This window comes from Yunchengibacter salinarum, assembly GCF_037658235.1.
GTDB classification, from domain to species: Bacteria; Pseudomonadota; Alphaproteobacteria; order Sphingomonadales; family Kordiimonadaceae; genus Yunchengibacter; species Yunchengibacter salinarum.
Window position 1 is genome coordinate 1 of the sequence record NZ_JBBJLN010000002.1, and the last position, 24,508, is coordinate 24,508.

Consider the following 24,508-nt stretch of genomic DNA (forward strand, 5'->3'; position numbering starts at 1 on the left):
TGACCACAAGGTCAACCGCCTGCACGAACTGCTGCCGTGGAACTGGGCGCCTCTGCACGCCACAAAGCCGGAGACCGAAGCCGCATAAATGCGCAAGGCGGTCTAAACCGGGCGGTTACCCTGAGGCGAAGGGAATTCCCCGGTAATCATTGGTCATTTGTAGTTAATCACCGTTAACGAACTTTCCCGGCGAGCATATTTGCGGCTTTCTTGTCACCGTCGCGGTATAACCAGATGGAGGTACCGTGATGCCGATTGATGACCCTGCTTGACTCTTTGAAGCCCTGACCACCGACGAGGCCGCGAAGGTGCTCGGCTCCACTTCGAAAACGCTGACCACATGGCGGTGCCGGAAGGGCGGGCCCCACGGCGTGCAGGGTGTGCCTGATGAAAGACAATCCACGAATGGTCCGCACAGCGTCTGGCTTTATAAATTATTACTCTTCCCATTGTGCCTTTGGGCAAGCGCCGGTGATTGCTTCAGTCGTGCTGTTTTGCGCGGAGGGGCGCCGGGGCATACAGCACGGCAAATCCCAGAAAGGATGCGATCCAGCTTATGCCTGCTACGGTGTGGATCATCTGGGCCTGAGCTGGCCATATGCCGGCCATCAGGCGCGCCCCTACGGCGATCAACAGTAGGACATAGAGCCCGCATGTGCCCGCATCGGCGCGCAGCGGGCGGCCACTATGGCCAAGGGTGGCGCGGCTCATCACCGCCAATGTCATCAACCCGATGGCGCCCGCCATCCACAGATGTTGCGCCGTGGCCAGGCCAAGGCCGCCGGGCTGCCTGATTTCCGCTATGCCGATCTCCACCGCCATGAGCAGGGCGCCGAGGGGCAGGAACGCATAGCCCACATGCAGCACCCACACCAGCGGCTCCGACAGGGTGCGTTCCCCGGCCCAGCGCGCGAGCCGGATCAGGTGCGCCGCTGCGGCGATCAGCAGCAGAATACCGGTCGCCCGTGCGTCGGGGGCCATCACCCAACCGGCGAGGGCGAGCGCAAGGGCCGCGAGGGCGGCCTTGTCATATGGCTGCATGGGGGGCACGGGAAGCCGCCCCGCCCGTTGCCCACCCAGCCAGTTGCGGGTGAAGGCCGGGACAATGCGCCCGCCGATCACCGCGATCATCATGAGCGCCGCCGCCAGCCCGGTGCGCAGGCCGGTGCCCCGTGCGGCGAAAATACCGTGTGCCGCTTCCCAGTGGAACAGGGCGTTACCCATGGCGAAGACACCCAGCAGGACGACGATGATCAGGTTCCGCCAGTTGCGGCTTGAGACGATTTCATATGTGAGAACCGCGGCCAGGGCGAGCACAAGGGCGCTGTCCGCAATGAACACGGCCATGGGCGGCAGGTCGCCCGCCGCTGTGACCGCCAGCCGCCCAAGCAGCCAGAGCAGGAAAAGGCCAATGAGCGGCCAACCGGACAGGGGCGGTCGCCCGGTCCAGTTGGGAACGGCGGTCAGCAGAAAGCCGCTGAGAATGGCAAAGAGATAGCCGTAGAGAAACTCATGCGCGTGCCAGGAAACCGGGTCGAAGCGTGTTGGCAGGGCGATCGCCCCGCTTATCGCCAACAGCCACAGGCCCATGGATAGGGCGGCCCAGACCGCCCCGCTGAAAAAGAATATTCTGAATCCGTGGCTGAAAACAGGCAGACGACTGATGGCGCGGTGTTTATGCATGGTGTCCGTCACTTTCAATGCCCCGCAAGGGTCCGAACCGTCAGGGCTGGCCGCGCCCCGCCGCCCTGATCCGGGACGTGCGCAGGCGAATCTGTTTTTCCGTTTCGATGATGGCGAACAGCGCCGCGCCCACGCCCACAATCAGAACGCCGTCCCAGAAGGCGATGGGGCGGGTGGCGAACACAGCCTGCAAGGGCGGCAGATAGGTTATGGCGAATTGCGCCGCGGTCACGACGATTACCACGATCCAGACCGTTCGGGTGCCGCGCACGGCCCGCCATGTGAGCGAGGTGCCATAAATGTTACGGATAAAGAACAAATGGAAGATTTCCATGACCACCAGCGTGTTAAGCGCGATGGTGCGGGCAAGATCAATGGCATATCCCTGATCCATGGCATATTGATACATGCCGAACACGCCGCCAAGAAACAGCACGGACACCAGCACGATATGCCAGACCAGCTCGCCGGTGAGCAGCGGCTCGTCGCGTGGCCGGGGCGGGCGGCGCATGGTGTTTTCCTCCGTCGGTTCGAACGCGAGCGCGATGCCCAGGGTCACGGCGGTGATCAGGTTGATCCACAGGATCTGAACCGGCGTGACCGGCAGGGTCATCCCGGCGAGCAGGGCCACGATGATGGTCATGGCTTCACCCGCATTGGTGGGGAGGGTCCAACTGATCACCTTCTTGATGTTGTCATACACGGTGCGGCCTTCCCGCACGGCCGCGGCGATGGAAGCGAAATTGTCATCCGCCAGCACCAGTTCAGACGCTTCCTTTGCGGCCTCGCTGCCCTTCATGCCCATGGCGATACCGGCATCGGCACGCTTCAGCGCGGGCGCATCGTTCACGCCGTCCCCCGTCATGGCCACGGTCATGCCGTGGGATTGCAGTGCCATCACCAGCCGCAGCTTGTGTTCCGGGGTGGTGCGGGCGAAGATGTCACAGTCCAGCACGGCCTGCCGCAGGTCCGCATCATTCATGCTGTCCAAGTCGTTTCCGGTCAGCACTTTTTCCGGGTTTTGCAGCCCCACCTTTCCGCCAATGGCGGCGGCTGTCCTGGCATGGTCGCCGGTGATCATTTTCACGCGAATGCCGGCGCTGTGGCATTCCTTCACCGCGGCAATGGCTTCCGGGCGCGGCGGGTCGATCATGCCCGTCATGCCCAGCAGGGTCAGCGATCCGTCCACATCGTCCCGCTCCAGCACGGTATGTTCGGGATTTACCGGCATCAGCGCGAAGGCGAGCACGCGCTGACCTTCCGCCGCGAGCGCCTCGGCCCTGGCAGTCCAGTAAGGCGCGTTCAGGGGCTCCGCCGCGCCGTCCCCGGTGCGCTGATCGCGGCACATGGCAAGAATGCGCTCCGGCGCTCCCTTGACGAACACGAAGGCATGGCGGTCATGGTCATGGTTCAGTGTCGCCATGAAGCGGTGCTGGGAATCGAACGGGATGGCATCGGTGCGTGCCCACGCCTTCTGAGTCGTGCGAACGTCCACGTCCATTTTCTCGGCAAGGGCAAGAAGCGCCCCTTCCATCGGGTCGCCTTCCACCGTCCATGTGCCGTCGTGCATACGCAGGGCGGCATCGTTGCAAAGCGCCGCGGCGCGGGCCAACTCGCCCAGAATCGCATGGTCACCCGGCCTTTCGTGGCTTTCGTCCAGCTTCAGAGCCCCTTTTGGCGCATAGCCATGCCCTTCCACGGTGAACATGTGCTGATGGGTGAGCAGGGATGCCACCATCATTTCATTGCGCGTCAATGTGCCGGTCTTGTCGGTGCAGATGACGGAAACGGACCCCAGCGTTTCGATGGCCGGCAGCCGCCGGACAATGGCATTGCGCCGGGCCATGCTCTGCACGCCGATGGCCAGGGTGATGGTCAGCACGGCGGGCAGCCCTTCGGGGATCGCGGCCACAGACAGCCCCACCACCGCCATGAACATTTCCGTGAAGGCGTAATGGGTGACGAAATAGCCATAGACGAGCAGCAGGGCGGCGATCAGCAGAATGAGAATGGTCAGCCATTTGGCAAAAACGCCCATTTGCGCCACCAGCGGCGTGGTGAGCGTTTCCACCGCCGACAGCATCCCGCTGATGCGGCCAATCCGGGTTCGGCTGCCGGTATCCACCACCACGCCCTTGCCCTGACCGCTTGTGACCAATGTGCCGGAAAACGCCATGCAGGCCCGGTCGCCAAGGGGGGCGTTTTCGGCAACCGGCGTGGTGTCTTTCTCCACGGGAACCGATTCACCGGTCAGAATGGCTTCCTGCACCGACATGCCATACGCGCTCAGCAGCCGCAGATCGGCGGGTACCTTGTCGCCCGCTTCCAGCAGAACGATATCGCCGGGCACCAGCGCGTCGCCCTCTACGCTGTGCCGGTCCCCCTCTCGCAGCACATGGGCGTGCGGGGCAAGCATGTGGCGGATGGCATCCATGGCCTTCTCCGCCTTGCCTTCCTGAATGAAGCCGATCACACCATTGGCGACGACCACGGCCAGAATGACGCCCGTATCGATCCAGTGGCCGAGCATGGCCGTGATCACGGCGGCGCCGAGCAGCACATAAATCAGGATATGGTGGAAGTGCATCAGGAAGCGCAACAGGGCGCTCCGCCGGGCGGCCAGGGGCAGGCGATTGGGGCCGTGGGCCGCCAGTCGGGCGGTGGCGTCAGCGTGGGACAGCCCCTCCGCTCCGGTATCGAGTTTGTCCAGTGTCTCGCTCGCGGACAGGGTGTGCCATGGGGGGGTGCCGGTATCGTCTTCCGTCAATGTCATCATTGTCCCCTGATGGGTGGCGCGCCCCGTCTCAGCGCTGTGTCAGGCGCATTTCGATGCGGCGGTTGCGGGCATAGGCGAGGGCGTTGTCCGCCGGGTCGATGGGTTGGTGGGCGCCGAAGCCGGTGGCGGCCAGCCGATCCGGCGCGACGCCCTGATCGATCAGAAACTGCACAACGGAAATCGCCCGCGCGGCGGACAGTTCCCAGTTATTGGCAAAGCGCGGGGATGAAATGGGGCGCTTGTCGGTGTGGCCGTCCACCCGCAGAATCCAGTTCAGATCGTCTGGAATCTCGGCGGCGATGGTTTTCAGCGTGTCCGCGAAACGGCGCATTTCCGCCCGGCCTTCCGGCCCCAGTTCGGCGCTGCCGCTGGCGAACAGAAGCTCGGACGCGAAGACGAACCTGTCCCCCTCCACCCGGATTTCAGGGCGGCTGGACAGCGCCTTTTTCAGCCGCCCGAAAAACTCGCTGCGATAGTCGGCCAGTTCTTCCACCTTGCTGGCCAGCGCCTGATTCAGCCGCTTGCCCAGATTGACGATCACCGCCTGATTGCGCTTGTCCCGCGCCTCGCTTGCCTCCAGCGCCGCCTGCAGGCGGGACAGCTTGTCCCGCAGCGCATCCAGATTGCGGCGCAGCCGGGACACTTCTTTCTGCGCGCGGGCCGACAGGCGCTCTTCCTCGCTCAGTTGTGCCTGTGCGTTATCCCGTTCGGCGCGCGTTTCTTCCAGGTTCGTGGCCAGCCGGTCCCGCTCTTGCTGGACGGTTTCAAGCTGCTCCCGCGCGGTTTCCAGCGCGTCGCGGGTTTCGCCCAGTTTGCCGGACAGCGTATCCCGCTCGTCATTGGCGCTTTCCAGTGCCGCCGACAGGTCGGCCATGGACCGGCGCAGCTCGTCATTGGCCTGCCGTTCCATTTTCAGCATGTTGGACAGTTGCGCCACCTGGCCGCGCAGCTCCGCCAGCGCCTGTTCCCGGCCCGACAGCGCCTGCCCCAGAAAGAACTGGGCCAGCGCGAACAGGCTGATCAGGAACATCATCACCAGAAGCAGGGTGGACAGCGCGTCCACAAAGCCGGGCCATACGCTGTCCCCGCCGCTGTCGGTGATGCGTCGGCGGCCTCCGATCATTGGCCCGGCCCGTCCTGATTGGCGCCATTGTCGCCGCGGCGCAGAAAGGCGGGGGCATCCGGGTCGTCATACGGGTCGGCGGTGCGCTCCGCGGCGGTGGTGTCGGCGCGTGTTTCCTCCCGCGTATTTTCCATGGCACTCGCAATGGTGCGGGCCAGCAGCTTGATTTCGCTGCGCAATTCGTCGGCCAGCATGTCGCTCTGGCGGCTTTGCTCGTCGATCAGGCGCTTGATGCCCACATCCAGATTGCGGATATGGCTTTTGGTGGCATCGTCCAGCGCGGGCGCGGCGGGTTTTTCGCCGTGGCTGGCCAGCCGCTCGATCGCCTGGGCCAGTTGCCGGGTGCTGGCGTCGGTTTTCTCTCGCGCCGCCTCGGCTTCCGCGCGGGCCGTGCTGTCGCCCTCCACCAGCCGATCCCCCAGCGCGCCCAGCTTTTCCGACATGTCCGCAAGCAGGTGATTGAATTCGCCGCGCTCGTCCTCGCCGCGTTTCAGGGTGCGTTGCAGCCGGTCGATCCCATCGGCGGTCTGCTCCATCAGGGCGGTCATATAGGCGCCGGGGCGCGCGCCCTCGCCGTCTCCTTCGCCGCCGCGAGACAGCTTGGTGACACTGGCCAGCCAGTCTTCCACCTGATTGTAGAAGCGGGTCTGGGCCTGACTGGCCTGAAGGTCCATGAAGCCCAGCACCAGCGATCCCGCCAACCCGAACAGGGAGGAGGAAAACGCCGTGCGCATCCCGGTGATCGGCGCGGTCAGGCCGGATTTCAATTCGTCGAACATCAGCGCCATGTCGCTGCTGTCCACGCTCAGGCCGTCAATGGTGTCCACGATGGCCCCCATGGCGCCCAGCAGGCCCCAAAAGGTGCCAAGCAGGCCCAGAAAGATCATCAGCCCGGTGAAATAGCGGCTGATCTCGCGGGTTTCCTCAAGCCTTGAGGCGATGCCGTCCAGCACCGAGCGCATGGACATGGCGGACAGGCGCACCGTGCGCTCTTCATCCTTTGCCAGCAGCGCGGCGGCGGGCGCCAGCAGCCGGGGTTCCGCGCTGGTTGCGGTTTCCTGGCGCTTGAAGGCGTTGATCCAGTCGATTTCCGTATTGAGTGCCACCACGCGGCGAAAGGCGAAGATGATGCCCAGGAGCCCGATTCCGATGATTACCGAATTGAGCGCCATATTGGCCGCAAAGGCAAAGGCCACCGCATCCCGCAGCACCGCCACCAGCAGGAAGACCACCACCAGAAAGGCGGCCATGCGGCGCAGGAATTTCGCCGGTTTCTGCATGATGTGCTGTCCTCCCCCGATGATGGGCAATCGGTGCCCGAATACCGCGCAGGGCCGAACCGCCCCCGCATCACTTGTGACCGCGCCAGTCTATCCGGTGTGCGCGGCCTGACAAGGGCAGGCTTGGCCGGGCGGGCAGGGTCTCTGCCTCCGCTGGCGTTCCATGCAGGGAGAATGCGGCGGGAATCCGGCGCCGTTATGGCATTTCAACAGCGCCGGGGCGGCGGCCACGGGGCAGTCACGGGGCAGTCACGGGGCGGGCAGGGGGTGCCTATGCCGTGTTCGCGTCCTTCAGTTTGCGCCGGGCGCGCTTGATCACGCGCTCCATGGGGGCGTGCAGGCGGTCATTGGCGGCGATGATGTCGCCGCGTTTCAGCATGTCCTTGCCGCCCGACAGGTCGGTCACATAGCCGCCCGCTTCCTGAACGATCAGGATGCCCGCCGCCATGTCCCAGGCATTCAGGCCGTGTTCCCAGAAGCCGTCAAAGCGCCCGGCGGCCACATAGGCCAGGTCCAGTGCCGCCGAGCCGAAGCGGCGTATGCCCGCCACGGAGGGCATGAATTCCGCCAGCTCCGCGTGAAATTCCACATGGCCGGGGCGGCCATGAAAGGGAATGCCGGTGGCCAGAAGGGCGCGTTCCATGCGGTCCCGCCCGGAAACCCGGAGCCGCGTATCGTTCAGATAGGCGCCCGTGCCCTTTTCGGCCCAGTACAGTTCGTCCGTGATGGGCTGATACACCAGGCCCGCCGTGATCTCGCCCCGTTCTTCCAGCGCCACGGTGATGGCGAAATGGGGCAGGCCGTGCAGGAAATTGGTGGTGCCGTCCAGCGGATCGATGATGAAGCGGCTGTCGCCCTTGCCCGCAATCTCGCCCTTTTCCTCCATCAGCAGGCCGAAATCGGGGCGGGCGCGCTGCAATTCCTCTTGCAGGATGCGCTCGGCCCGTTCATCGGCCACGGACACGAAATCCGCCGGCCCCTTGCGGGACACCTGAAGCTGTTCCACCTCGCCGAAATCGCGGCGCATACCCTTGGCGGCTTTCATGGTGGCGGAGACCATCACATTCATGACGGGGGAACGGCGGGACATGGGGCTAAAGCCTTTCTTGCGGGGTCAGGATTATTGCACGGTCAGGATTATTGCCCGGTCAGGGGGCGTAAAGTGGTGCGGCAAAGGACGGCGCCGGGGCGGGCCCGTCAGTCGGCCCGGCTGGCATATTCGCGGGTGTCGGTGGATACCACCACCCGGTCCCCCTCATTGACAAAGGGCGGCACCATGATGCGCAGATCGTTTTCCAGCAGCGCGGGCTTGTAGGAACTGGCCGCGGTCTGGCCCTTCACCACCGGCTCGGTTTCCTTCACTTCCAGCGTGACCTTTTCCGGCGGGCGCACGCCAAGCGGCGTTTCCTCGTGGAACTCGATCTCCACTTCCATGCCATCCTGCAGGAAAACGGCCTTGTCGCCCACATCCTCGGCATTGATGGAAATCTGGTCGAAGGTTTCCTGGTCCATGAAGGTGAACATGTCGTCATCGGCGAACAGGAACTGGTAGGGCCGCTGCTCCAGCCGCACCTTTTCCACTTTTTCGCTGGACCGGAAACGCTCGTTCAGCTTGGTGTTCCCGATCAGGCTTTTCAGCTCCACCTGAAGATAGGCGCCGCCCTTGCCGGGCTGCGTATGCTGGATTTTCGTGGCGCGCCACAGCTCGCCCTTGTGTTCGATCACATTGCCGGGCCGGATCGCGTTACCATCGATCTTCATGATGTCACCTCGCCTGATTCACCGAATCATCGCCGCGCCGCCCTGAAAAAGGCGGCGCATCTGAATTCGGGGCGCATATAGCAGCAAAGCCCGATGCTGGCAAACGCTTATGGGGGCCGTCAGCCCAGAACCCAGGTGCCGCCCTCGGCGGTGATGGCAAGGCCGTGCTCGGCGGCGAAGGCTTCCACGATGCGGCGCATGGGATAGTTCTTGCGGCGGTTCCAGTCCCAGTCGTCGCCGGTGATGCGCGCGGCGGGCCACAGCGCGCGCACCGTGTCCAGATCGGCGCGTTGCTTGGCGGCGTCGATATAAACCAGGTCGGGGACCAGCCCGGCGGCGTCGATGTCCTGAAGCGCCTCCGGCGCGCGCCCGCGCCAGGGCAGGAAGCGATCCCGCACACCGTCCAGATTGGCCAGCGCGCTTTCAAACGGCCCCTGCCGGGCGATGGCGTCGGCGAAGCGCTGTTGGGTCTCCCTCTCCGGCCAGGTTTCCGCCAGCTTGGGGCGGCCCACATAGCGGCGAACCTGATCGATCAGGCCGTCATCCCACGGGTCCAGCCCGATCAGGCGCAGGGCCGGGTTCGCATCCAGCCAGCGCCGGGCGGACACACCCAGAAAACAGCCGATTTCCAGCATCAGGGCAGGGCGGTCGCGCCGGATCACGTCTTCAATCAGATGCCGCCCGCCACTGTCCAGCGTATAAGGCCAGCGCTCCAGCCCCGACACATCCGGCAGGGTCAGCCCCGCCCGCACCCGATCAAACGCCGCCACTTTATCCATGCCACGTCCCAGCCTATCTTCCACCGCCACAGCACGGACCCGCCCGACGGGCGCGAAAACAAAACCCCGCGCCAAAGCCGCCCCTATCGCCACAGCACGGATCCATCCGACGGGCGCGACCGCGCCCCGCCGCCAATGCGGCGCCCTCGCGGAGCCTTAGCGCGCAGCGCTCAGGCGTGAGCGGTAACAAAGCGCGCGACCGCGTCCCGCCGCCAATGCGGCGCCCCCGCGGAGCCGGGCGCATAGCGCTCAGGCGTGAGCGGCAAACAACCCCCGCACTGGCGTTGCCTCTACCGGTGCTGCCCACGGCAGCGCCGGAGGCCACAAGCGTGGCCCGCCGCCAATGCGGCGCCCCCGCGGAGCCGGGCGCATAGCGCCAAGGCGTGAGCGGCAAACTAGAGAATACTAAAGCCCGTCTCGCCCCAGTCCTTCAGGAAGGCATCCAGGCCCTTGTCGGTCAGCGGGTGGTTGAACAGCTTTTTCATCACGTCCCAGGGCAGGGTGACCACATCGCCGCCGATGCGGGCGCTTTCCAGCACATGGGTGGGGTGGCGCACGCTGGCCACCAGGATTTCCGTGTCGAAGCCGTAATTGTCATAGATCAGGCGGATATCCTCGATCAGTTCCATACCGTTGAAGCCGGTGTCGTCATGCCGACCCACAAAGGGGGAAATGAAGCTGGCGCCCGCCTTGGCGGCCAGCAGGGCCTGATTGGCGGAAAAGCACAGCGTGACATTCACCATGATGCCCTTTTCCCGAAGCGCCTTGCAGGTTTTCAGCCCGTCGCGGGTCAGCGGTACCTTGACGGCGATATTGTCCGCGATCCCGGCGCATTTCAGCCCTTCTTTCAGCATGGTTTCATGGTCGGTGGCCACGGTTTCGGCGGAGACGGGGCCGTCCACTTCCGATGCGATTTCGCGGATCACCTCGAAAAAGTCGCGCCCCGCCTTTTTGATCAGCGAGGGGTTGGTGGTCACGCCGTCCAGAAGGCCGGTGGCGTTGGCTTCGCGGATCTCGTCGATATTGGCGGTGTCGAGAAAGAATTTCATGGCTGTCTGCTCCCCGGCTCAAAAGCCTGTGTCATGCAATGCGGCCCCTTGCGAAGTGGTCGCGCGCGTGCGGCGCGGGATTACGGGCCGTGTCTATCCTATCCGTGGTGCTACTTGACCGGGCGACGGATTTCAAGCGACCTTGAGCGCCGTGCCCCGGTGAACCATCGGGGCGTTCAAGGGTTCATCCCGCAAAATCCAGGATGTCATGGCCGATCTGTTTGCATCTGCGCCCGGTGCGCCCCCCGCCACGGTGCCCGTGCTGCTGCCCCTGCCGCTTGCGGGGCCGCTGGATTATGCCTGTGACCGGGCTTTGCCGCCCGGCACGGTGGTGCGGGTCACGCTGTCCGGGCGCCGGGCGGTGGGCGTGGTCTGGGACCGGCAGGCGGATGGCCCGCAGGTGCCGCCCGACCGGCTGAAACCGGTGGAGTCGGTGCTGGACACGCCGGGCATCACGCCGGACCTGCGCCAATTGGTGGATTTCGTCGCCGCCTATACGCTGGCTTTGCCGGGGCTGGTGCTGCGCATGGTCCTGAGTGTGCCCGAGGCGCTGGAAGCGCCGCCCATGCGCCGCCATTACCGCGCCATAAGCCCGATGCCGACCGGCGCGCGCCTGACCGAGGCGCGCCGTAAGGCCCATACGGCGCTGATGACAGCCGGGCCGCAGACCGCCACCGATCTGGCGACACTTGCCGGGGTGAGCGCCGCCGTGGTGCGGGGGCTGGTGGATGCCGGGCTGGCGACGGTGGAAGACCGCTCGCAGGATGCCCCCTTTGCACCGCCGGACCCGGATCGGCAAGGCCCCACTCTGTCCCATGAGCAGCGCGAAGCGGCGACGCGCCTGTGCGATGCGGTGGCGGCGGCCAATTTCGCGCCTTTTTTGCTGGACGGCGTGACCGGTTCCGGAAAGACGGAGGTATATTTTCAGGCCGTGGCGTCGGCGCTGGCCGACGGGCGGCAGGCGCTGGTGCTGGTGCCGGAGATCGCGCTCACCAGCCAGTGGCTGGATCGCTTTCAGGCCCGCTTCGGCGTGGAGCCGGTGGTCTGGCATTCCAATCAGGGCAAGGCGGCCCGCCGCCGGGGCTGGCGCGCGGTGGCGCGGGGTGAAGCTCCAGTGGTGGTGGGGGCCCGCTCGGCCCTGTTCCTGCCGTTCCACGATCTGGGGGTGATCGTGGTGGACGAGGAGCACGACCCGTCCTTCAAGCAGGAGGACGGGGTGCTCTATCACGCCCGCGACATGGCCGTGATGCGGGCCAAATACGCCGCCTGCCCGGTGGTGCTGGCCAGTGCCACGCCGTCGCTGGAAAGCCGGATCAATGCGGCGGCCGGGCGCTATGGCCTGCTGGAACTGAAAGAGCGCCATGGCGGTGCGGCCCTGCCACGCATGGAAGCGGTGGACATGCGCCATGACGGGCCGCCCGCGGGCCAGTGGCTGGCGCCCGCACTGGCGCGGCGGATGCAGGCCACGCTGGAGGCGGGGCAGCAATCCATGCTGTTCCTGAACCGGCGGGGCTATGCGCCGCTCACCCTGTGCCGGGATTGCGGCCACCGCTTTCAATGCGGGCAGTGTACCGCCTGGCTGGTGGAGCATCGTTTTCGCCGGGAACTGCACTGCCATCATTGCGGCCACCGGGAGCCGGTGCCGGAAACCTGCCCCGCCTGCGGCGCGGCGGAAACGCTTGTGGCCTGCGGGCCGGGCGTGGAACGCATCGAGGAGGAGGTGCGCCAGCGCTTTCCTCAGGCCCGCGTGGCGGTGATGACCAGCGACACCATGACCGGCCCCGATGAGACCGCCCGACTGGTGGCGCGGATCGCCGAGGGGGGCGTGGACATTATCATCGGCACGCAGATCGTCACCAAGGGGTATCACTTTCCCGGCCTGACTCTGGTGGGCGTGGTGGATGCGGACCTGGGCCTGCGCGGCGGCGATTTGCGCGCGGGGGAGCGTACCTATCAGCAACTGGTGCAGGTGGCGGGGCGCGCGGGTCGGGCGGATCGCCCTGGCCGGGTCATGCTGCAAAGCTATGAGCCGAACCATCCGGTGGTGGCAGCCCTGCTGGCCGGGGACGGTGACGCCTTCATGGCGCTGGAGGAGGACGCCCGCGCCCGGCTGAACATGCCGCCTTTTGGCAAGCTGGTGGCCTTGATTCTGTCCGGTTCCGATGAAAACGCGGTGGCCGCCCTTGGTCGCGCCCTGGCCGCCGCCGCGCCGCAGCAGCCGGGCGTGGCCGTGTTCGGGCCGAGCCCGGCACCGCTGGCCCGGCTGCGCGGGCATTATCGCTATCGGCTGCTGATGCACGCCCACAAGGGCGTTCCGGTGCAGAAGCTGGTGCGCGGCTGGCTGAAAGGGCAGGGCCACAAAGGGGTGCGCATCCGGGTGGATGTGGACCCGCTGAGCTTTCTGTGATCGCCGCCTTCGGGCCGCCTTTCACGGCGGAATGGAGGCGGGGTCAGAAAGCGGTGCGCGCGCGCTTGCACAGCATCGGGGCTTGTGCTAGACAGCGCTCGCATTCGGCAAGGCGGCTGATTCAAGGGGCTTGAACGTGCGGTTTTCCGCCGCCCGCCGACCGGACCGGGATTGGATTACACCTCATAGCAGGGGACATCGAACGTGGCCTCTCAGATTGGAATTGTTACGGGCATTGCGGGGCGCTATGCCCTGGCGCTTTTCGACCTCGCCAAAGAGGCAAAAGCGCTGGATGCCACCGCGAAGGACCTGGATGCGTTGGCTGCCATGCAGGCCGAAAGCGCCGAGTTCTCGCTGTTCATCGCCTCGCCGCGCCTGTCGCGGGATGAGCAGGTCAGGGGCGTCGGCGCGCTGGCGGAAAAGGCCGGGTTCGGCGAGCTGACGCGGAAATTTCTCGGCGTGCTGGCAACGAATCGGCGCCTCTCCCATCTGGGGAGCGTGATCGGCGCCTATCGCCGGTTGCTGGCCCATCACAACGGGGAAGTGACCGCCGACGTGACCAGCGCCCGCGCACTGGATGACGGGCAGATGGAAAGCCTGAAGAAAACGCTGAAATCGGCTGTCGGACGGGACGTGGCCGTCGCGCCGCATGTGGATGAAAGCCTGCTGGGCGGGCTTGTGGTCAAGATCGGCTCCCGCATGGTGGACAGCTCGCTCAAGACAAAACTGGATAACCTCAAGGTCGCCATGAAAGGGGTTCAATAATGGATATCCGTGCGGCGGAAATTTCCAAGGTTCTCAAGGACCAGATCGAAGGCTTCGGGAACGAGGCTGAAGTATCCGAAGTTGGCACCGTGCTGTCCGTCGGGGACGGTATTGCCCGCGTGCATGGCCTGGACAATGTGCAGGCCGGTGAAATGGTTGATTTTCCGGGCGGCGTGAAGGGTATGGCCCTGAACCTGGAAAGCGACAATGTGGGGATCGTGATTTTCGGTTCCGACCAGGGCATCAAGGAAGGCGATACCGTCAAGCGTACCGGCGAGATCGTGGACGTGCCCGTGGGCAAGGGCCTGCTGGGTCGCGTGGTGGATGCGCTGGGCAACCCGATCGACGGCAAGGGCCCGCTGAAGGATGTGACGCGCACGCGGGTGGAAACCAAGGCGCCGGGCATCATTCCCCGGAAGTCGGTTCATGAGCCCATGCAGTCCGGCCTGAAGGCGGTGGACGCTCTGGTGCCGGTGGGGCGTGGCCAGCGGGAGCTGATCATTGGCGACCGTCAGACCGGCAAGACCGCCGTGGCGATCGACACCTTCATCAACCAGCGCAATGTGAACGGCGCCGCCAAGGATGAGAGCGAGAAGCTTTACTGCGTCTATGTGGCCGTGGGGCAGAAGCGGTCCACCGTGGCGCAGATCGTCAAGAAGCTGGAAGAAGAAGGCGCGATGGAATATTCCATCGTGGTGGCCGCGACCGCGTCCGAGCCCGCGCCGCTTCAGTTCCTGGCACCCTATGCGGGTTGTGCCATGGGCGAATATTTCCGCGATAACGGTATGCACGCCGTGATCTGCTATGACGACCTGTCCAAGCAGGCGGTGGCGTATCGCCAGATGTCCCTGCTGCTTCGCCGCCCGCCGGGCCGCGAAGCCTATCCGGGGGACGTGTTCTACCTGCACAGCCGTTTGCTGGAGCGGGCCGCGAAGATGTCCGACGACCACGGCGCGGGGTCGCTGACGGCCCTGCCGGTGATCGAAACCCAGGCGGGGGATGTGTCGGCCTATATTCCGACCAATGTGATCTCCATTACGGACGGCCAGATCTTCCTGGAAACGGACCTGTTCTACAAGGGCGTGCGCCCGGCCATTAATGTGGGCCTGTCGGTGAGCCGTGTGGGCTCGTCCGCCCAGGTGAAGGCGATGAAGCAGGTGGCCGGCTCGATCAAGCTGGAACTGGCCCAATACCGCGAAATGGAAGCCTTTGCCCAGTTCGGGTCCGATCTGGATGCCTCCACCCAGAAGCTGCTGGCGCGCGGTGCGCGGCTGACCGAACTGCTCAAGCAGGCGCAATATTCGCCCCTGCCGGTGGAAGAGCAGGTGGCCAGCATCTTTGCCGGCGTGAAGGGCTATCTGGACAATCTTCCGGTGGGTGATGTGACCCGCTTCGAGGAACGCTTCCTGGCGGACATGCGCGCCAAGCACAAGGATGTGCTGGACCAGATCCGCGAAGGCAAGAAGCTGACCGACGAGATTGAGGACAAGCTGAAATCCATCCTTGGCGATTTCGTCAAGTCCTTCTCGTAATGGTCGCCCGGCCCGGCGTGATGCCGGGCCTTCACGCGGATTAAGGAGAGGCTGGAGCCATGCCAAGCCTTAAGGATCTGAAAAACCGGATCTCGTCCGTTCAGTCGACGCAGAAGATCACCAAGGCCATGAAGATGGTCGCGGCGTCGAAGCTGAAGCGTGCGCAGGACGCGGCGGAAGCCAGCCGCCCCTATGCCGAGCGGATGGAAAAGGTGATCGCGGCCCTGGGCGAAGGGGTCAAGGACACGCCGGGCGCCCCCGCCCTGCTTGCCGGTACCGGCAAGGACGATGTGGAACTGGTGATCGTTGCCACGTCCGAACGGGGGCTGTGCGGCGGTTTCAACGCCAATATCGTCAAGGCGGCCAAGGCGCATATCGAAAAGCGCCGATCCGCGGGCAAGACGGTGAAGGTGATGACGGTGGGCCGCAAGGGACATGCGCTGCTCAAGCGCACCCACGGCGCGCTGATTGTCGCCAACCCGGACATGGGCGGCATCCGCAACCTCACCTTTGGCGATGCGGAGCCGATCGGGCGGGACGTGCTCGCCATGTTTGAGCGCGGCGAGTTTGACGTGGCCACGCTGTTCTATGCCCGCTTCCAGTCGGCGCTGACGCAGGTGCCCACCGGGCAGCAATTGATCCCCGCGCCCATGACCTCCGCGGCCAATGAGAACGCCCCCGCACAGGAAGCGGGCGGCGCCGCGGGCTATGAGTATGAGCCGGGGGAAGAAGAAATTCTGACCGATCTGTTGCCGCGCAATGTGGCGGTTCAGATCTATCGCGGGCTTCTTGAAAATGCCGCCAGCGAGCAGGGCGCGCGGATGACCGCCATGGACAATGCCACGCGGAATGCCGGGGACATGATCGACGATCTGACCCTGACCTATAACCGCACGCGCCAGGCATATATCACCAAGGAACTCATCGAAATCATTTCGGGCGCGGAAGCCCTTTAGAGAGGCGAAGGAGTGTAGCAAATGGCTGCCACCAAGAATACCGGCCGCATTACGCAGGTGATTGGCGCCGTTGTGGACGTCCAGTTCGACGACCAACTGCCGAATATCCTGTCGGCTTTGGAAACCATGAACGGCGATCAGCGCCTGGTGCTGGAAGTGGCTCAGCATCTGGGCGAGAACACGGTTCGCACCATTGCCATGGATGGCACGGACGGGCTCGTGCGCGGTCAGCAGGTGACCGACACCGGCTCCGCCATCGAGGTGCCCGTGGGTCCGGAAACGCTGGGTCGCATCATGAATGTGATCGGCGAGCCGATCGACGAGCGCGGCGAGATCAAGACCAAGGGCAAGGCCCCCATCCACGCCGAGGCGCCCAGCTTCGAGGAGCAGAGCACCGAGGCCGAGATGCTGGTGACCGGCATCAAGGTGATCGACATGCTGGCCCCCTATGCCAAGGGCGGCAAGATCGGCCTGTTCGGTGGCGCCGGCGTTGGCAAGACGGTTCTTATTCAGGAACTGATCAACAACATCGCTAAGGGCCATGGCGGCTATTCCGTGTTCGCCGGTGTGGGGGAGCGGACCCGTGAGGGCAACGACCTGTACCACGAGATGATGGACAGCGGCGTGATCCAGCCGGACGGCGAGAGCAAGGCGGCGCTGGTCTATGGCCAGATGAACGAACCGCCCGGCGCGCGGGCGCGCGTGGCGCTGACCGGCCTGACGCTGGCGGAATATTTCCGGGACAAGGAAGGCCAGGACGTGCTGTTCTTCGTGGACAACATCTTCCGCTTCACCCAGGCGGGGGCCGAGGTGTCCGCGCTGCTGGGCCGGATTCCCTCCGCCGTGGGGTATCAGCCCACGTTGGCCACGGACATGGGCCAGTTGCAGGAGCGGATCACCTCCACCAAGAAGGGGTCGATCACGTCCGTGCAGGCCATTTACGTACCGGCGGACGACCTGACCGACCCGGCGCCCGCCACATCGTTCAGCCACCTGGACGCCACCACGGTTCTGTCGCGCTCCATCGCGGAAATGGCCATTTTCCCGGCTGTGGACCCGCTGGACTCCACCTCCCGCATTCTGGAGCCGCAGGCGCTGGGCGAAGAGCACTATAATGTGGCCCGCCGGACGCAGGAAATCCTGCAAAAGTACAAGTCCCTTCAGGACATTATCGCCATTCTCGGCATGGATGAACTGTCGGAGGACGACAAGCTGGTGGTGGCCCGCGCACGGAAGATTCAGCGCTTCCTGTCGCAGCCCTTCCATGTGGCCGAGGTATTCACCGGCCTGCCCGGCGTGTTCGTGCAGCTTGAAGATACCGTCAAGGGCTTCAAGGGTATTGTGGAAGGGGACTATGACCACCTTCCCGAAGCGGCCTTCTACATGGTCGGCACCATTGAGGATGCCGTGGCCAAGGCCGAGAAACTGGCAAAAGACGCGGCCTGAGCCGCTTGAGAGACAAGGGGGCAGGCGGATGATCCCGCCCGCCCCGGTTAACCGGGCATCTGACAGGAAAGCACACCCATCATGGCCGACAGCTTTGCTTTTGAACTGGTCTCTCCCGATCGTCTGGAAAAGACGGGCAGCGCCACCGAAATCGTGGTGCCCGGCATGGATGGCGACTTCGGCGTTCTGGCCGATCACGCGCCGCTCATGTCCACCCTGCGCCCCGGCGTGCTGACGGTGCTGGAAGAAGACGGCAGCGAAGGCACCCTGTTCGTGAAAGGCGGCCTGGCCCAGGTGACGCCGGAAGGGCTGACCATCCTGGCCGAGTCCATCATCGACCCGGCCAGCGTGGACAGCGCCGATCTGGACAAGCAGATCAGCAATACGCGCGAAGATATCGCGGATGCCAGGGATGTCGTGGAAGCCGACCGCCTGACCAAAGACCTGACCTGGATGGAAGCCCTGCGCGAAGTGGTGTGAGTCGGACCTTTCCGGCAATGAGCCTGTCGCCCTTCGCGTGGAGCGAATCTCCTTTCATTCCGCCAGTCAGATGATCACCGGACCTTATCCGGTATGAAAATCAGCGGCAGGGCGCTGTTACGGCGTATAATCTGCCGTGGCCAGAAGCGCCACAGGCGTTCCGCGCCCTCGAACCGCTCCCGATCCGGGCTATCCAGGTACAGGGCCGCGCGACCGGTCATTTGCAGCAGGTGGCCTTCCGCGAAGTCCATAAACAGCAGGCCCGCTTGTCCGGTTTCCAGGATATTGCCCAGCGTGTTGAAAAACTTGTTGCCGGCATAGTCGGGGATGGTCAGGCCGCCGTCCCCGTCGATGGTGACAAAGCCCGGCTTGCCGCCCCGGTGCGACACATCCAGGTGGCGCGCGCCTTCATCGTCCTCATAATAGCTGCCAATGAAGAAGGTGTCGCTGTGGGCGATCAGGGACCGGGCGGCGCTATCCAGCGCTGTCAGATGTTCCGCCGGTCGCGGCACCGGTGCGGGGTCGAGGCGCATGGCCGGGGCGCGGCGGGAGATGTATTTCGGGCAGTTCCCGAAGGATTGCACTACGGATATGGTCGCGCTGTCTGACGACAGGTTCTTGATGATGCCGTTCATCCGGTTGCGCCGCCGGCTCTGAAACTCGATGCCGAGCAGGCCGATGGCAGCGCCCGGTTTCAGGTTTTGCAGCGCCGGGTCATTGCGGCGTGGGCCCGTTTTCAGAACAAGGGTTTCGCGGGTCGGGGATGCGATCATCCCCGGCTGCCCGGTCAGGATGGTGGCCCAGGGAGCATCGGCCCCGTCCAGACCGCTCAGAAACACACAGGGCTGGCTTTCGAAAAATCGCCTGTGCTGATCGGGCATGGCGGGGCGGATCACGCGCTGACCCAGCTCGGCCATGCGCTCTTTCAGGCCGAGGCTTTCCTGAATCCGTTTCTCACCCGGATGCCAGGGCGTGGTGTCGGCAGTTTCGCTTCCGATCACGGGGCCACCTTCCTTTCCGCGGGGACAGTCCGGCGCGCTCAGTTCGCCGCCTCAAGGCCCACGGCGCTTTTGGGGAAGGGGACAAAGCCGGGCAGGGCTTCCACATTGGCGAGCCAGCCCCGGATATTGCGGTAGTCGGCGCAGTCCACATTGCCTTCGGGCGCGCGCTCCACATAGCTGTAAAGTGCGATGTCCGCGATAGTGGGGCCGTCCCCGACCAGCCAGCGGCGCCCCTCAAGGGCATCGTCGATCAGGCGCAGGATGGCATGGGCCTGACTGATCGTGGTTTCCGGGTCGAACGGGGCGCCGAACAGGGTGATCAGGCGCGCCAGCCCCGGCCCGTTGGCCAGTTCCCCCGCGGCCACGGAAAGCCAGCGCTGTACCTGAGCCGCTTCATTCGGTGTTTCGGGCAGCCAGTCGGAGCGGCGGTATTTCTTTGCCAGATAGGTCAGGATGGCATTGGAATCTGGTATGGTCGTTTCCCCGTCCACCAGTACGGGCACCTGGCCGAAGGGGTTGAGCGCAAGAAAGTCGGGCTCCTGATGCTCGCCCTTGGCCAGATCAACCGGGACGGTTTCATAGTCGGCCCCGATCAGGGAAAGGAACAGCTCCGCACGGTGCGCGTGACCGGAAAGGGGGAAGTGATACAGTTTCATGGCAAATCCGTTCGTTTGATGCCTCAAAAGGTACGCGGGAGCCTTGATTGATTTGCCTGAAACAACAATAATGAAAATATAAAAATTATTATTTCAGATTATGGAATGGTCTGTGGATAAGCTGCGGGCCATGGGCATATTCGCGCAGGTGGCGGACAAGGGCGGCTTTGCCGCGGCGGCGCGGCACCTGAACATGAGCCCGCCTTCCGTCACGCGCGCCGTGGCCCAGTTGGAGGACTCGGTGGGCGCCGCGCTTCTGGTGCGTTCCACCCGCCGGGTGAGCCTGACCGATGCTGGCCGCCGCTATCTGGCTCTGTGCCGACAGGTACTGGCGCAGGTGCGGGAGGCGGATGCCGTGGCCACTGGCCTTCAGGCGGCGCCGTCGGGCGTACTGGCGGTCACCGCGCCGGTCATGTTTGGTGAGAAATGCGTGATGCCGGTTCTGCAAACCCTGCTCGCGCGCCATCCGGGCCTGTCCGCGCGGAGCTTTTTTATTGACCGCATGGTCAATCTGCTGGACGAGGGGATGGACGTGGCGGTTCGCATCGGCCCCGTGGCTGACCCCACCCTTGACGCCAGGATGGTGGGCCATGTGCGCCATATGATCGTGGCGGCGCCCGCCTATCTGGAAGAGGCCGGCACACCGGACAGCCCGCAGGCGCTCGAAGGTCACCATCTGATCGCCCCCACCGGGGCGTGGTCCGGCCATCAGTGGGATTTTGGCGGCGCCGGGCCGCGGCGGGTACCTGTCTCCCCCCGCCTGACCACCAATACGAATGAAAGCGCCCTGAACGCCGCGACCGCCGGGCTGGGCATCACGCGCCTGTTGTCCTATCAGGCCGCCCCGGCCATCGCGGACGGTCGGTTGATCCCGATCCTTGAAGCCTTCGAGCCGGACCCGGCCCCCGTCGCCCTCGTCACGCCCAAGGGCCGCCAACGCCCCGCCAAGACCGCTGCCTTCATGGAGCAGGCACAGACCGAAATACCGAAGGTGGCGGGGGTGTTGGGGGAGTAGGTGTGTGGCGGTGCGATTTTAGGGCTGATCGACAAGGGTGCGCAAAACCCGCTCATACATATCCCGTTTGAAAGGCACGATTTCGTCCAGCACTTGTTCCGGGGTGGACCATTTCCAGCGGGTGAATTCGGGGTGGGCGGTGTCCAGATTGATGCGGGAGTCCGGGGCCGTCAGGCGGAGTTTCAGCCAGTGCTGTTTCTGGCCGCGATATTTGCCGCCCCAGACCTTGCCCAGCAGGTGGTCCGGCAGGTCATAGAGCACCCAGTCGTCCGTCTGGCCCTCGATCGTCACGTCCGACGGGGTCAGGCCGATTTCTTCCTCTAGTTCCCGCAGGCCCGCTGTGGTCACATCCTCCCCCGGATCGATGCCGCCCTGGGGCATCTGCCAGGCGCCGGGGGTGTCGATGCGCTCCCCCACAAAGATGTGGCCCCGGTCATTCAGCAGCATCAGCCCCACACAGGGGCGATAGGGCAGGCTGGCGCGGTCGGGGGACGTATCGGGGGGCATGGGGGCTCCTGTCCTGTTGGGGTCGCTGGCGGAGGCTAGCAGGCGGCGGCGCGGCGTCAAGCCGGGGGTGATCCCTCGGCGGCCAACGAAAATGGGGCGGGAGATGACCCCCGCCCCAGGTGTACCGCCAGAGGGCAGTGTGGTTCGGCGTGTTGCCTATTCCGCCGCCTGATCCGCCGGGCGGCCACGCACCAGCCGTTTCACCGCGCCCGCGAGGGCCTGTTTGCCGTGCACCAGATCGTCGCCGATCACGATGATCGCGGGCACCAGCAGCAGGGTGATGAACAGCGCGATCGCCACGCCGAAGGCCAGCGCCACCACGATGGGCTTGAGGAAGGCGGCCTGCGTGCTCTGTTCCAGCATCATGGGCATCAGGCCCACAAATGTGGTGACGGAGGTGAGCAGGATGGGCCGGAAACGCGCCACGCCCGCTTCCACGATGGCTTCCCGCGTGCCCATGCCGCGTTCTTTCAGACGGTTGTAGAAGTCGATCAGCACCAGATTGTCGTTGATGACGACGCCCGCCGCCGCGGCGATCCCGAAATAGCTGAAGATCGCCATGGTCATGCCCAGCAGGAAGTGGCCGTAAATGGCCCCGGCAAAGGCAAAGGGAATGGCCACCAGAATGGCGATGGGCTGGCCATAACTGCGAAAGGCGATGGCCAGCAGCGCATACATGATGAAGAAGGCGGTGCTGTAGAGCGTCAGCACCTCTTGCAGGAAGCGCTGTTCGCCTTCCGCCTGGCCGGTCACGTCGCGGGTGAGGCCGGGATAGCGGGCCTCCCATTCGGGGAAGAAGTTTTCCCGAAGATCCGTCATGATGTCGCCGCGCACGTCGTCGGTCAGGTCGGCGCTCACTTCGGCGGCACGCTTGCCGTTGCGGCGGACGATCTGCTTGATCCCCGGTTCGTACACAAGATCGGCAACCGCCGTTAGCGGCACTTCGCGCCCGTCATCGGTGCGCACCCGGAAGTCTTTCAGGCTTTCCACGGAATTTCGGCTGCTTTCGGGATAGCGGACCATCACCTTCACGTCCGACCCGTCGCGGGGCAGGCGTTGCACTTCCTCCCCGTAATAGGCCTGGCGCACCTGCCGGGAAACGTCCGCCAGGTCCAGCCCCAGCTTTTCCGTGCCGGGCTTCATGCGGAAACGGATTTCCTCCGTCGCGCCCTGAAGATTGTTGCGCACGTCATAGGTGGCGTCATAGCTGCGGAGCTTTTCCTCCAGGTCCGCCACGGCGGCGCGCAGCATGTTCAGGTCCTCATGGGCCACGGAAAGCTGAAAGCCGGGGTCCGGGTTGTTCAGGGTGTAATTGACCGTCACTTCCTTGGCGTCCGGGATGTCGCCGATCAGCTCACGCAGGCGCAGGGCGGCTTGCTTGGAAGACATGTCCCGCACTTCCGGCGGGGCCAGCTTGACAATGGCGATCACGCTGTCCCGGCGGGACCGGGTGTACCAGTTCTCGATCAGGGTGTTCTCTTCGCCGGAGCGTTCCGCCACTTCCCGCACCAGCGTTTCCTGGGCCCGCTGAAGCTGCGCCAGCACATCTTCGGATCGCCAATAGGGGTTGCCGTCCGGCATGGTCACATTGATATAAACCTCGTCGGACTCGATTTCCGGCATGAAGCTGGTCTTGGCAAAGCCGCTCGCCATCAGGGCAAAGGCCAGGAACAGCGCGAACAGGAATATGGCAACCGTCATATAGCGGTTCTTCACCGCCAGTTCGCCAAAGCCGCGATAGCGCGTGTCGGCGAAGGTCACGATGCCGTCGGCGATGCGCTTCTGGAAGCGGTCGAAGCGGGTCAGGTTTTCCCTGGGCTTCAGGTGCGACAGGTGCGCGGGCAGGATCAGCAGGCTTTCCACCAGGCTGAAACTGAGCGCGGCGATCACCACCCAGGTGATGTGCCGGGTGAATTCGGATGTGGACCCCTCGATCCAGATCCATGGCAGAAAGGCGATGATGGTGGTCAGCACCGCGAAGATCACCGGCTTGGCCACAAGCTGCGTGCCCAGCATGGCCGCGGTCAGGCCGCCGCCGGTCTTGTGGCTTTCGGTGTGGATGCTTTCCCCCACCACGATGGCGTCATCCACCACGATCCCCAGCACCAGCAGAAAGGCGAAGGTGGACAGCATGTTGATGCTGACCCCCACCATGGGCAGGATGATGAAGGCCCCGGCATAGGCGGTGGCGATCCCCACCGTCACCCAGAAGGCCACCTTGGGCCGCAGGGTCAGCAGCAGCACCAGCGTGACCAGGAACAGCCCCTGCAGGGCGGCCCCGCCAATGGTCTCCATACGGCTGTTGAAGATGTCCGCATTGTCGGTCCACAGGGTCAGGCTCACGCCTTCGGGCAGGGTTTCCTGGCGCTTGTCCAGCCAGTCGCGCACGGCCTCGCTCGCCTTGACGATGTTCATGGTGTCTGTGGTCATCACCTGGATCAGCACCGCGGGTTCGCCGTTCAGCGTGGCCAGAATGGGTTCGTCCACGAAGCCGTCGATCACCGTGGCCACATCGCCCACGGTGATGGTGCCGCCGTCGCTGGTCTGGCGCACCACGATGCGGGAAAAGTCCTGTTGCGTGTCGGCCATGTTGCGCGCGCGCAGGCTGTAGGAGCCCGTGTCCGTGCGCACCGTGCCGCTGGACAGGTTGATGGAACTGCCGCGAATGGCCTGTGCCACTTCGTCGAAGGTCAGGCCGTAGCGGCGCATCGCCTCTTCCGACACTTCGATGGAGACTTCCTCGTCGCGGGTGCCGAAAAGCTGCACGATGGAAATGGCGGGCAGGGCGGCCACCTCTTCGCGCATGTCCTCGGCCAGCCGTTTCAGTGGCCGTTCGCCAATGTCGCCGGACACCGCCACGCGGATATATTCATTGCGGTTCACCCACTGCACGATGCGCGGCGGCTCGATATCCTGCGGGAAGGTGGATATGGCGTCGATCCGGCGCTGCACATCGGCCATGAACTGGCCGAAATCAATGCCCATATTGTTGGCCAGAATCAGCACCCGGCCCGACCCTTCATTGGCGAAGGAGCGCACCCAGTCCACATTGTCCAGGTCGCTGACGGCTTCCTCGATGCGCAGGATGATCTGTTCCTCCACTTCCTGCGGCGCCGCGCCCGGCCAGGGCACGGTGATCTCAAGGCCGGGGAAATGAACCTGCGGGTCCAGTTCCCGCTCCATGGAATTGAAGGCAAGAAAGCCGGACAGGAAGATCCCGGCCATAAGCAGGTTGGCCGCCACGGTGTTGCGCGCGAACCATTCGATGATGCGATTGATCATGGGGGCCTCC

19 protein-coding genes are annotated in these 24,508 nt (G+C 64.6%); 7 read left to right on the forward strand and 12 right to left on the reverse strand.

Annotated elements, in window-relative coordinates; genetic code table 11:
* Window positions 1-480: 480 nt before the first annotated feature.
* The 8 genes from WGH93_RS02220 to fsa all read right to left on the reverse strand — a co-directional run bounded on the left by WGH93_RS02220 (window position 481) and on the right by fsa (window position 10,451).
* Complete coding sequence (locus WGH93_RS02220) at window positions 481-1,683, reverse strand: NnrS family protein (protein WP_374763221.1); 1,203 nt, start codon at window positions 1,681-1,683, stop codon at window positions 481-483.
* A gap of 40 nt (window positions 1,684-1,723) precedes the next feature.
* Entirely contained in the window at window positions 1,724-4,456 is a 2,733-nt protein-coding gene (locus WGH93_RS02225) for a cation-transporting P-type ATPase (protein ID WP_374763490.1), read from the reverse strand.
* A 31-nt stretch (window positions 4,457-4,487) separates the two neighbouring features.
* Window positions 4,488-5,582, reverse strand: a complete 1,095-nt coding sequence (locus WGH93_RS02230; RefSeq protein ID WP_374763222.1) for a peptidoglycan -binding protein — start codon at window positions 5,580-5,582, stop codon at window positions 4,488-4,490.
* Window positions 5,579-6,862 carry a flagellar motor protein MotA gene (locus tag WGH93_RS02235; protein WP_374763223.1) on the reverse strand — a complete coding sequence of 428 codons (1,284 nt, stop codon included), beginning with the start codon at window positions 6,860-6,862 and terminating at the stop codon, window positions 5,579-5,581. The genes WGH93_RS02230 and WGH93_RS02235 overlap by 4 nt, the downstream gene beginning before the upstream one ends.
* 271 nt (window positions 6,863-7,133) lie before the next feature.
* A complete protein-coding gene (locus WGH93_RS02240) occupies window positions 7,134-7,952 on the reverse strand; it encodes an inositol monophosphatase family protein (RefSeq protein ID WP_374763224.1) in 819 nt (272 codons plus the stop codon).
* A gap of 107 nt (window positions 7,953-8,059) precedes the next feature.
* Complete coding sequence (gene efp / locus WGH93_RS02245; protein ID WP_374763225.1) at window positions 8,060-8,623, reverse strand: elongation factor P; 564 nt, start codon at window positions 8,621-8,623, stop codon at window positions 8,060-8,062.
* Window positions 8,624-8,742: 119 nt separating this feature from the next.
* On the reverse strand, window positions 8,743-9,402 hold the full coding sequence (locus WGH93_RS02250; RefSeq protein ID WP_374763226.1) for a class I SAM-dependent methyltransferase: 660 nt from the start codon (window positions 9,400-9,402) through the stop codon (window positions 8,743-8,745).
* A gap of 395 nt (window positions 9,403-9,797) precedes the next feature.
* Entirely contained in the window at window positions 9,798-10,451 is a 654-nt protein-coding gene (gene fsa, locus WGH93_RS02255) for a fructose-6-phosphate aldolase (RefSeq protein WP_374763227.1), read from the reverse strand.
* 208 nt (window positions 10,452-10,659) lie between these two features.
* Between fsa and WGH93_RS02260 the strand changes: the two genes are divergently transcribed.
* From WGH93_RS02260 to WGH93_RS02285, 6 genes are all read left to right on the forward strand, one after another.
* Window positions 10,660-12,858, forward strand: a complete 2,199-nt coding sequence (locus tag WGH93_RS02260; protein ID WP_374763228.1) for a primosomal protein N' — start codon at window positions 10,660-10,662, stop codon at window positions 12,856-12,858.
* A gap of 204 nt (window positions 12,859-13,062) precedes the next feature.
* On the forward strand, window positions 13,063-13,623 hold the full coding sequence (locus WGH93_RS02265; RefSeq protein WP_374763229.1) for a F0F1 ATP synthase subunit delta: 561 nt from the start codon (window positions 13,063-13,065) through the stop codon (window positions 13,621-13,623).
* Window positions 13,623-15,155: a F0F1 ATP synthase subunit alpha gene (atpA, locus tag WGH93_RS02270; RefSeq protein ID WP_374763230.1), complete on the forward strand. Its 1,533-nt coding sequence runs from the start codon at window positions 13,623-13,625 to the stop codon at window positions 15,153-15,155. The genes WGH93_RS02265 and atpA overlap by 1 nt, the downstream gene beginning before the upstream one ends.
* A 59-nt stretch (window positions 15,156-15,214) precedes the next feature.
* Window positions 15,215-16,111: a F0F1 ATP synthase subunit gamma gene (locus WGH93_RS02275; RefSeq protein WP_374763231.1), complete on the forward strand. Its 897-nt coding sequence runs from the start codon at window positions 15,215-15,217 to the stop codon at window positions 16,109-16,111.
* Window positions 16,112-16,132: 21 nt separating this feature from the next.
* Window positions 16,133-17,557, forward strand: coding sequence for a F0F1 ATP synthase subunit beta (atpD, locus tag WGH93_RS02280; RefSeq protein WP_374763232.1), 1,425 nt, complete (start codon window positions 16,133-16,135; stop codon window positions 17,555-17,557).
* A gap of 81 nt (window positions 17,558-17,638) precedes the next feature.
* Complete coding sequence (locus WGH93_RS02285; RefSeq protein WP_374763233.1) at window positions 17,639-18,037, forward strand: F0F1 ATP synthase subunit epsilon; 399 nt, start codon at window positions 17,639-17,641, stop codon at window positions 18,035-18,037.
* A gap of 74 nt (window positions 18,038-18,111) precedes the next feature.
* Here WGH93_RS02285 and WGH93_RS02290 read toward each other — a convergent pair whose 3' ends face one another.
* Window positions 18,112-19,038, reverse strand: coding sequence for a pyridoxamine 5'-phosphate oxidase family protein (locus WGH93_RS02290; RefSeq protein WP_374763234.1), 927 nt, complete (start codon window positions 19,036-19,038; stop codon window positions 18,112-18,114).
* Between the two features lie 38 nt (window positions 19,039-19,076).
* Window positions 19,077-19,694: a glutathione S-transferase family protein gene (locus tag WGH93_RS02295; RefSeq protein WP_374763235.1), complete on the reverse strand. Its 618-nt coding sequence runs from the start codon at window positions 19,692-19,694 to the stop codon at window positions 19,077-19,079.
* Window positions 19,695-19,806: 112 nt separating this feature from the next.
* Between WGH93_RS02295 and WGH93_RS02300 the strand changes: the two genes are divergently transcribed.
* Complete coding sequence (locus tag WGH93_RS02300; RefSeq protein WP_374763236.1) at window positions 19,807-20,709, forward strand: LysR family transcriptional regulator; 903 nt, start codon at window positions 19,807-19,809, stop codon at window positions 20,707-20,709.
* A gap of 18 nt (window positions 20,710-20,727) precedes the next feature.
* Here WGH93_RS02300 and WGH93_RS02305 read toward each other — a convergent pair whose 3' ends face one another.
* Both WGH93_RS02305 and WGH93_RS02310 read right to left on the reverse strand, forming a co-directional pair.
* On the reverse strand, window positions 20,728-21,216 hold the full coding sequence (locus tag WGH93_RS02305; RefSeq protein ID WP_374763237.1) for an RNA pyrophosphohydrolase: 489 nt from the start codon (window positions 21,214-21,216) through the stop codon (window positions 20,728-20,730).
* A gap of 156 nt (window positions 21,217-21,372) precedes the next feature.
* Window positions 21,373-24,498 carry an efflux RND transporter permease subunit gene (locus tag WGH93_RS02310; protein WP_374763238.1) on the reverse strand — a complete coding sequence of 1,042 codons (3,126 nt, stop codon included), beginning with the start codon at window positions 24,496-24,498 and terminating at the stop codon, window positions 21,373-21,375.
* Window positions 24,499-24,508: the final 10 nt, after the last annotated feature.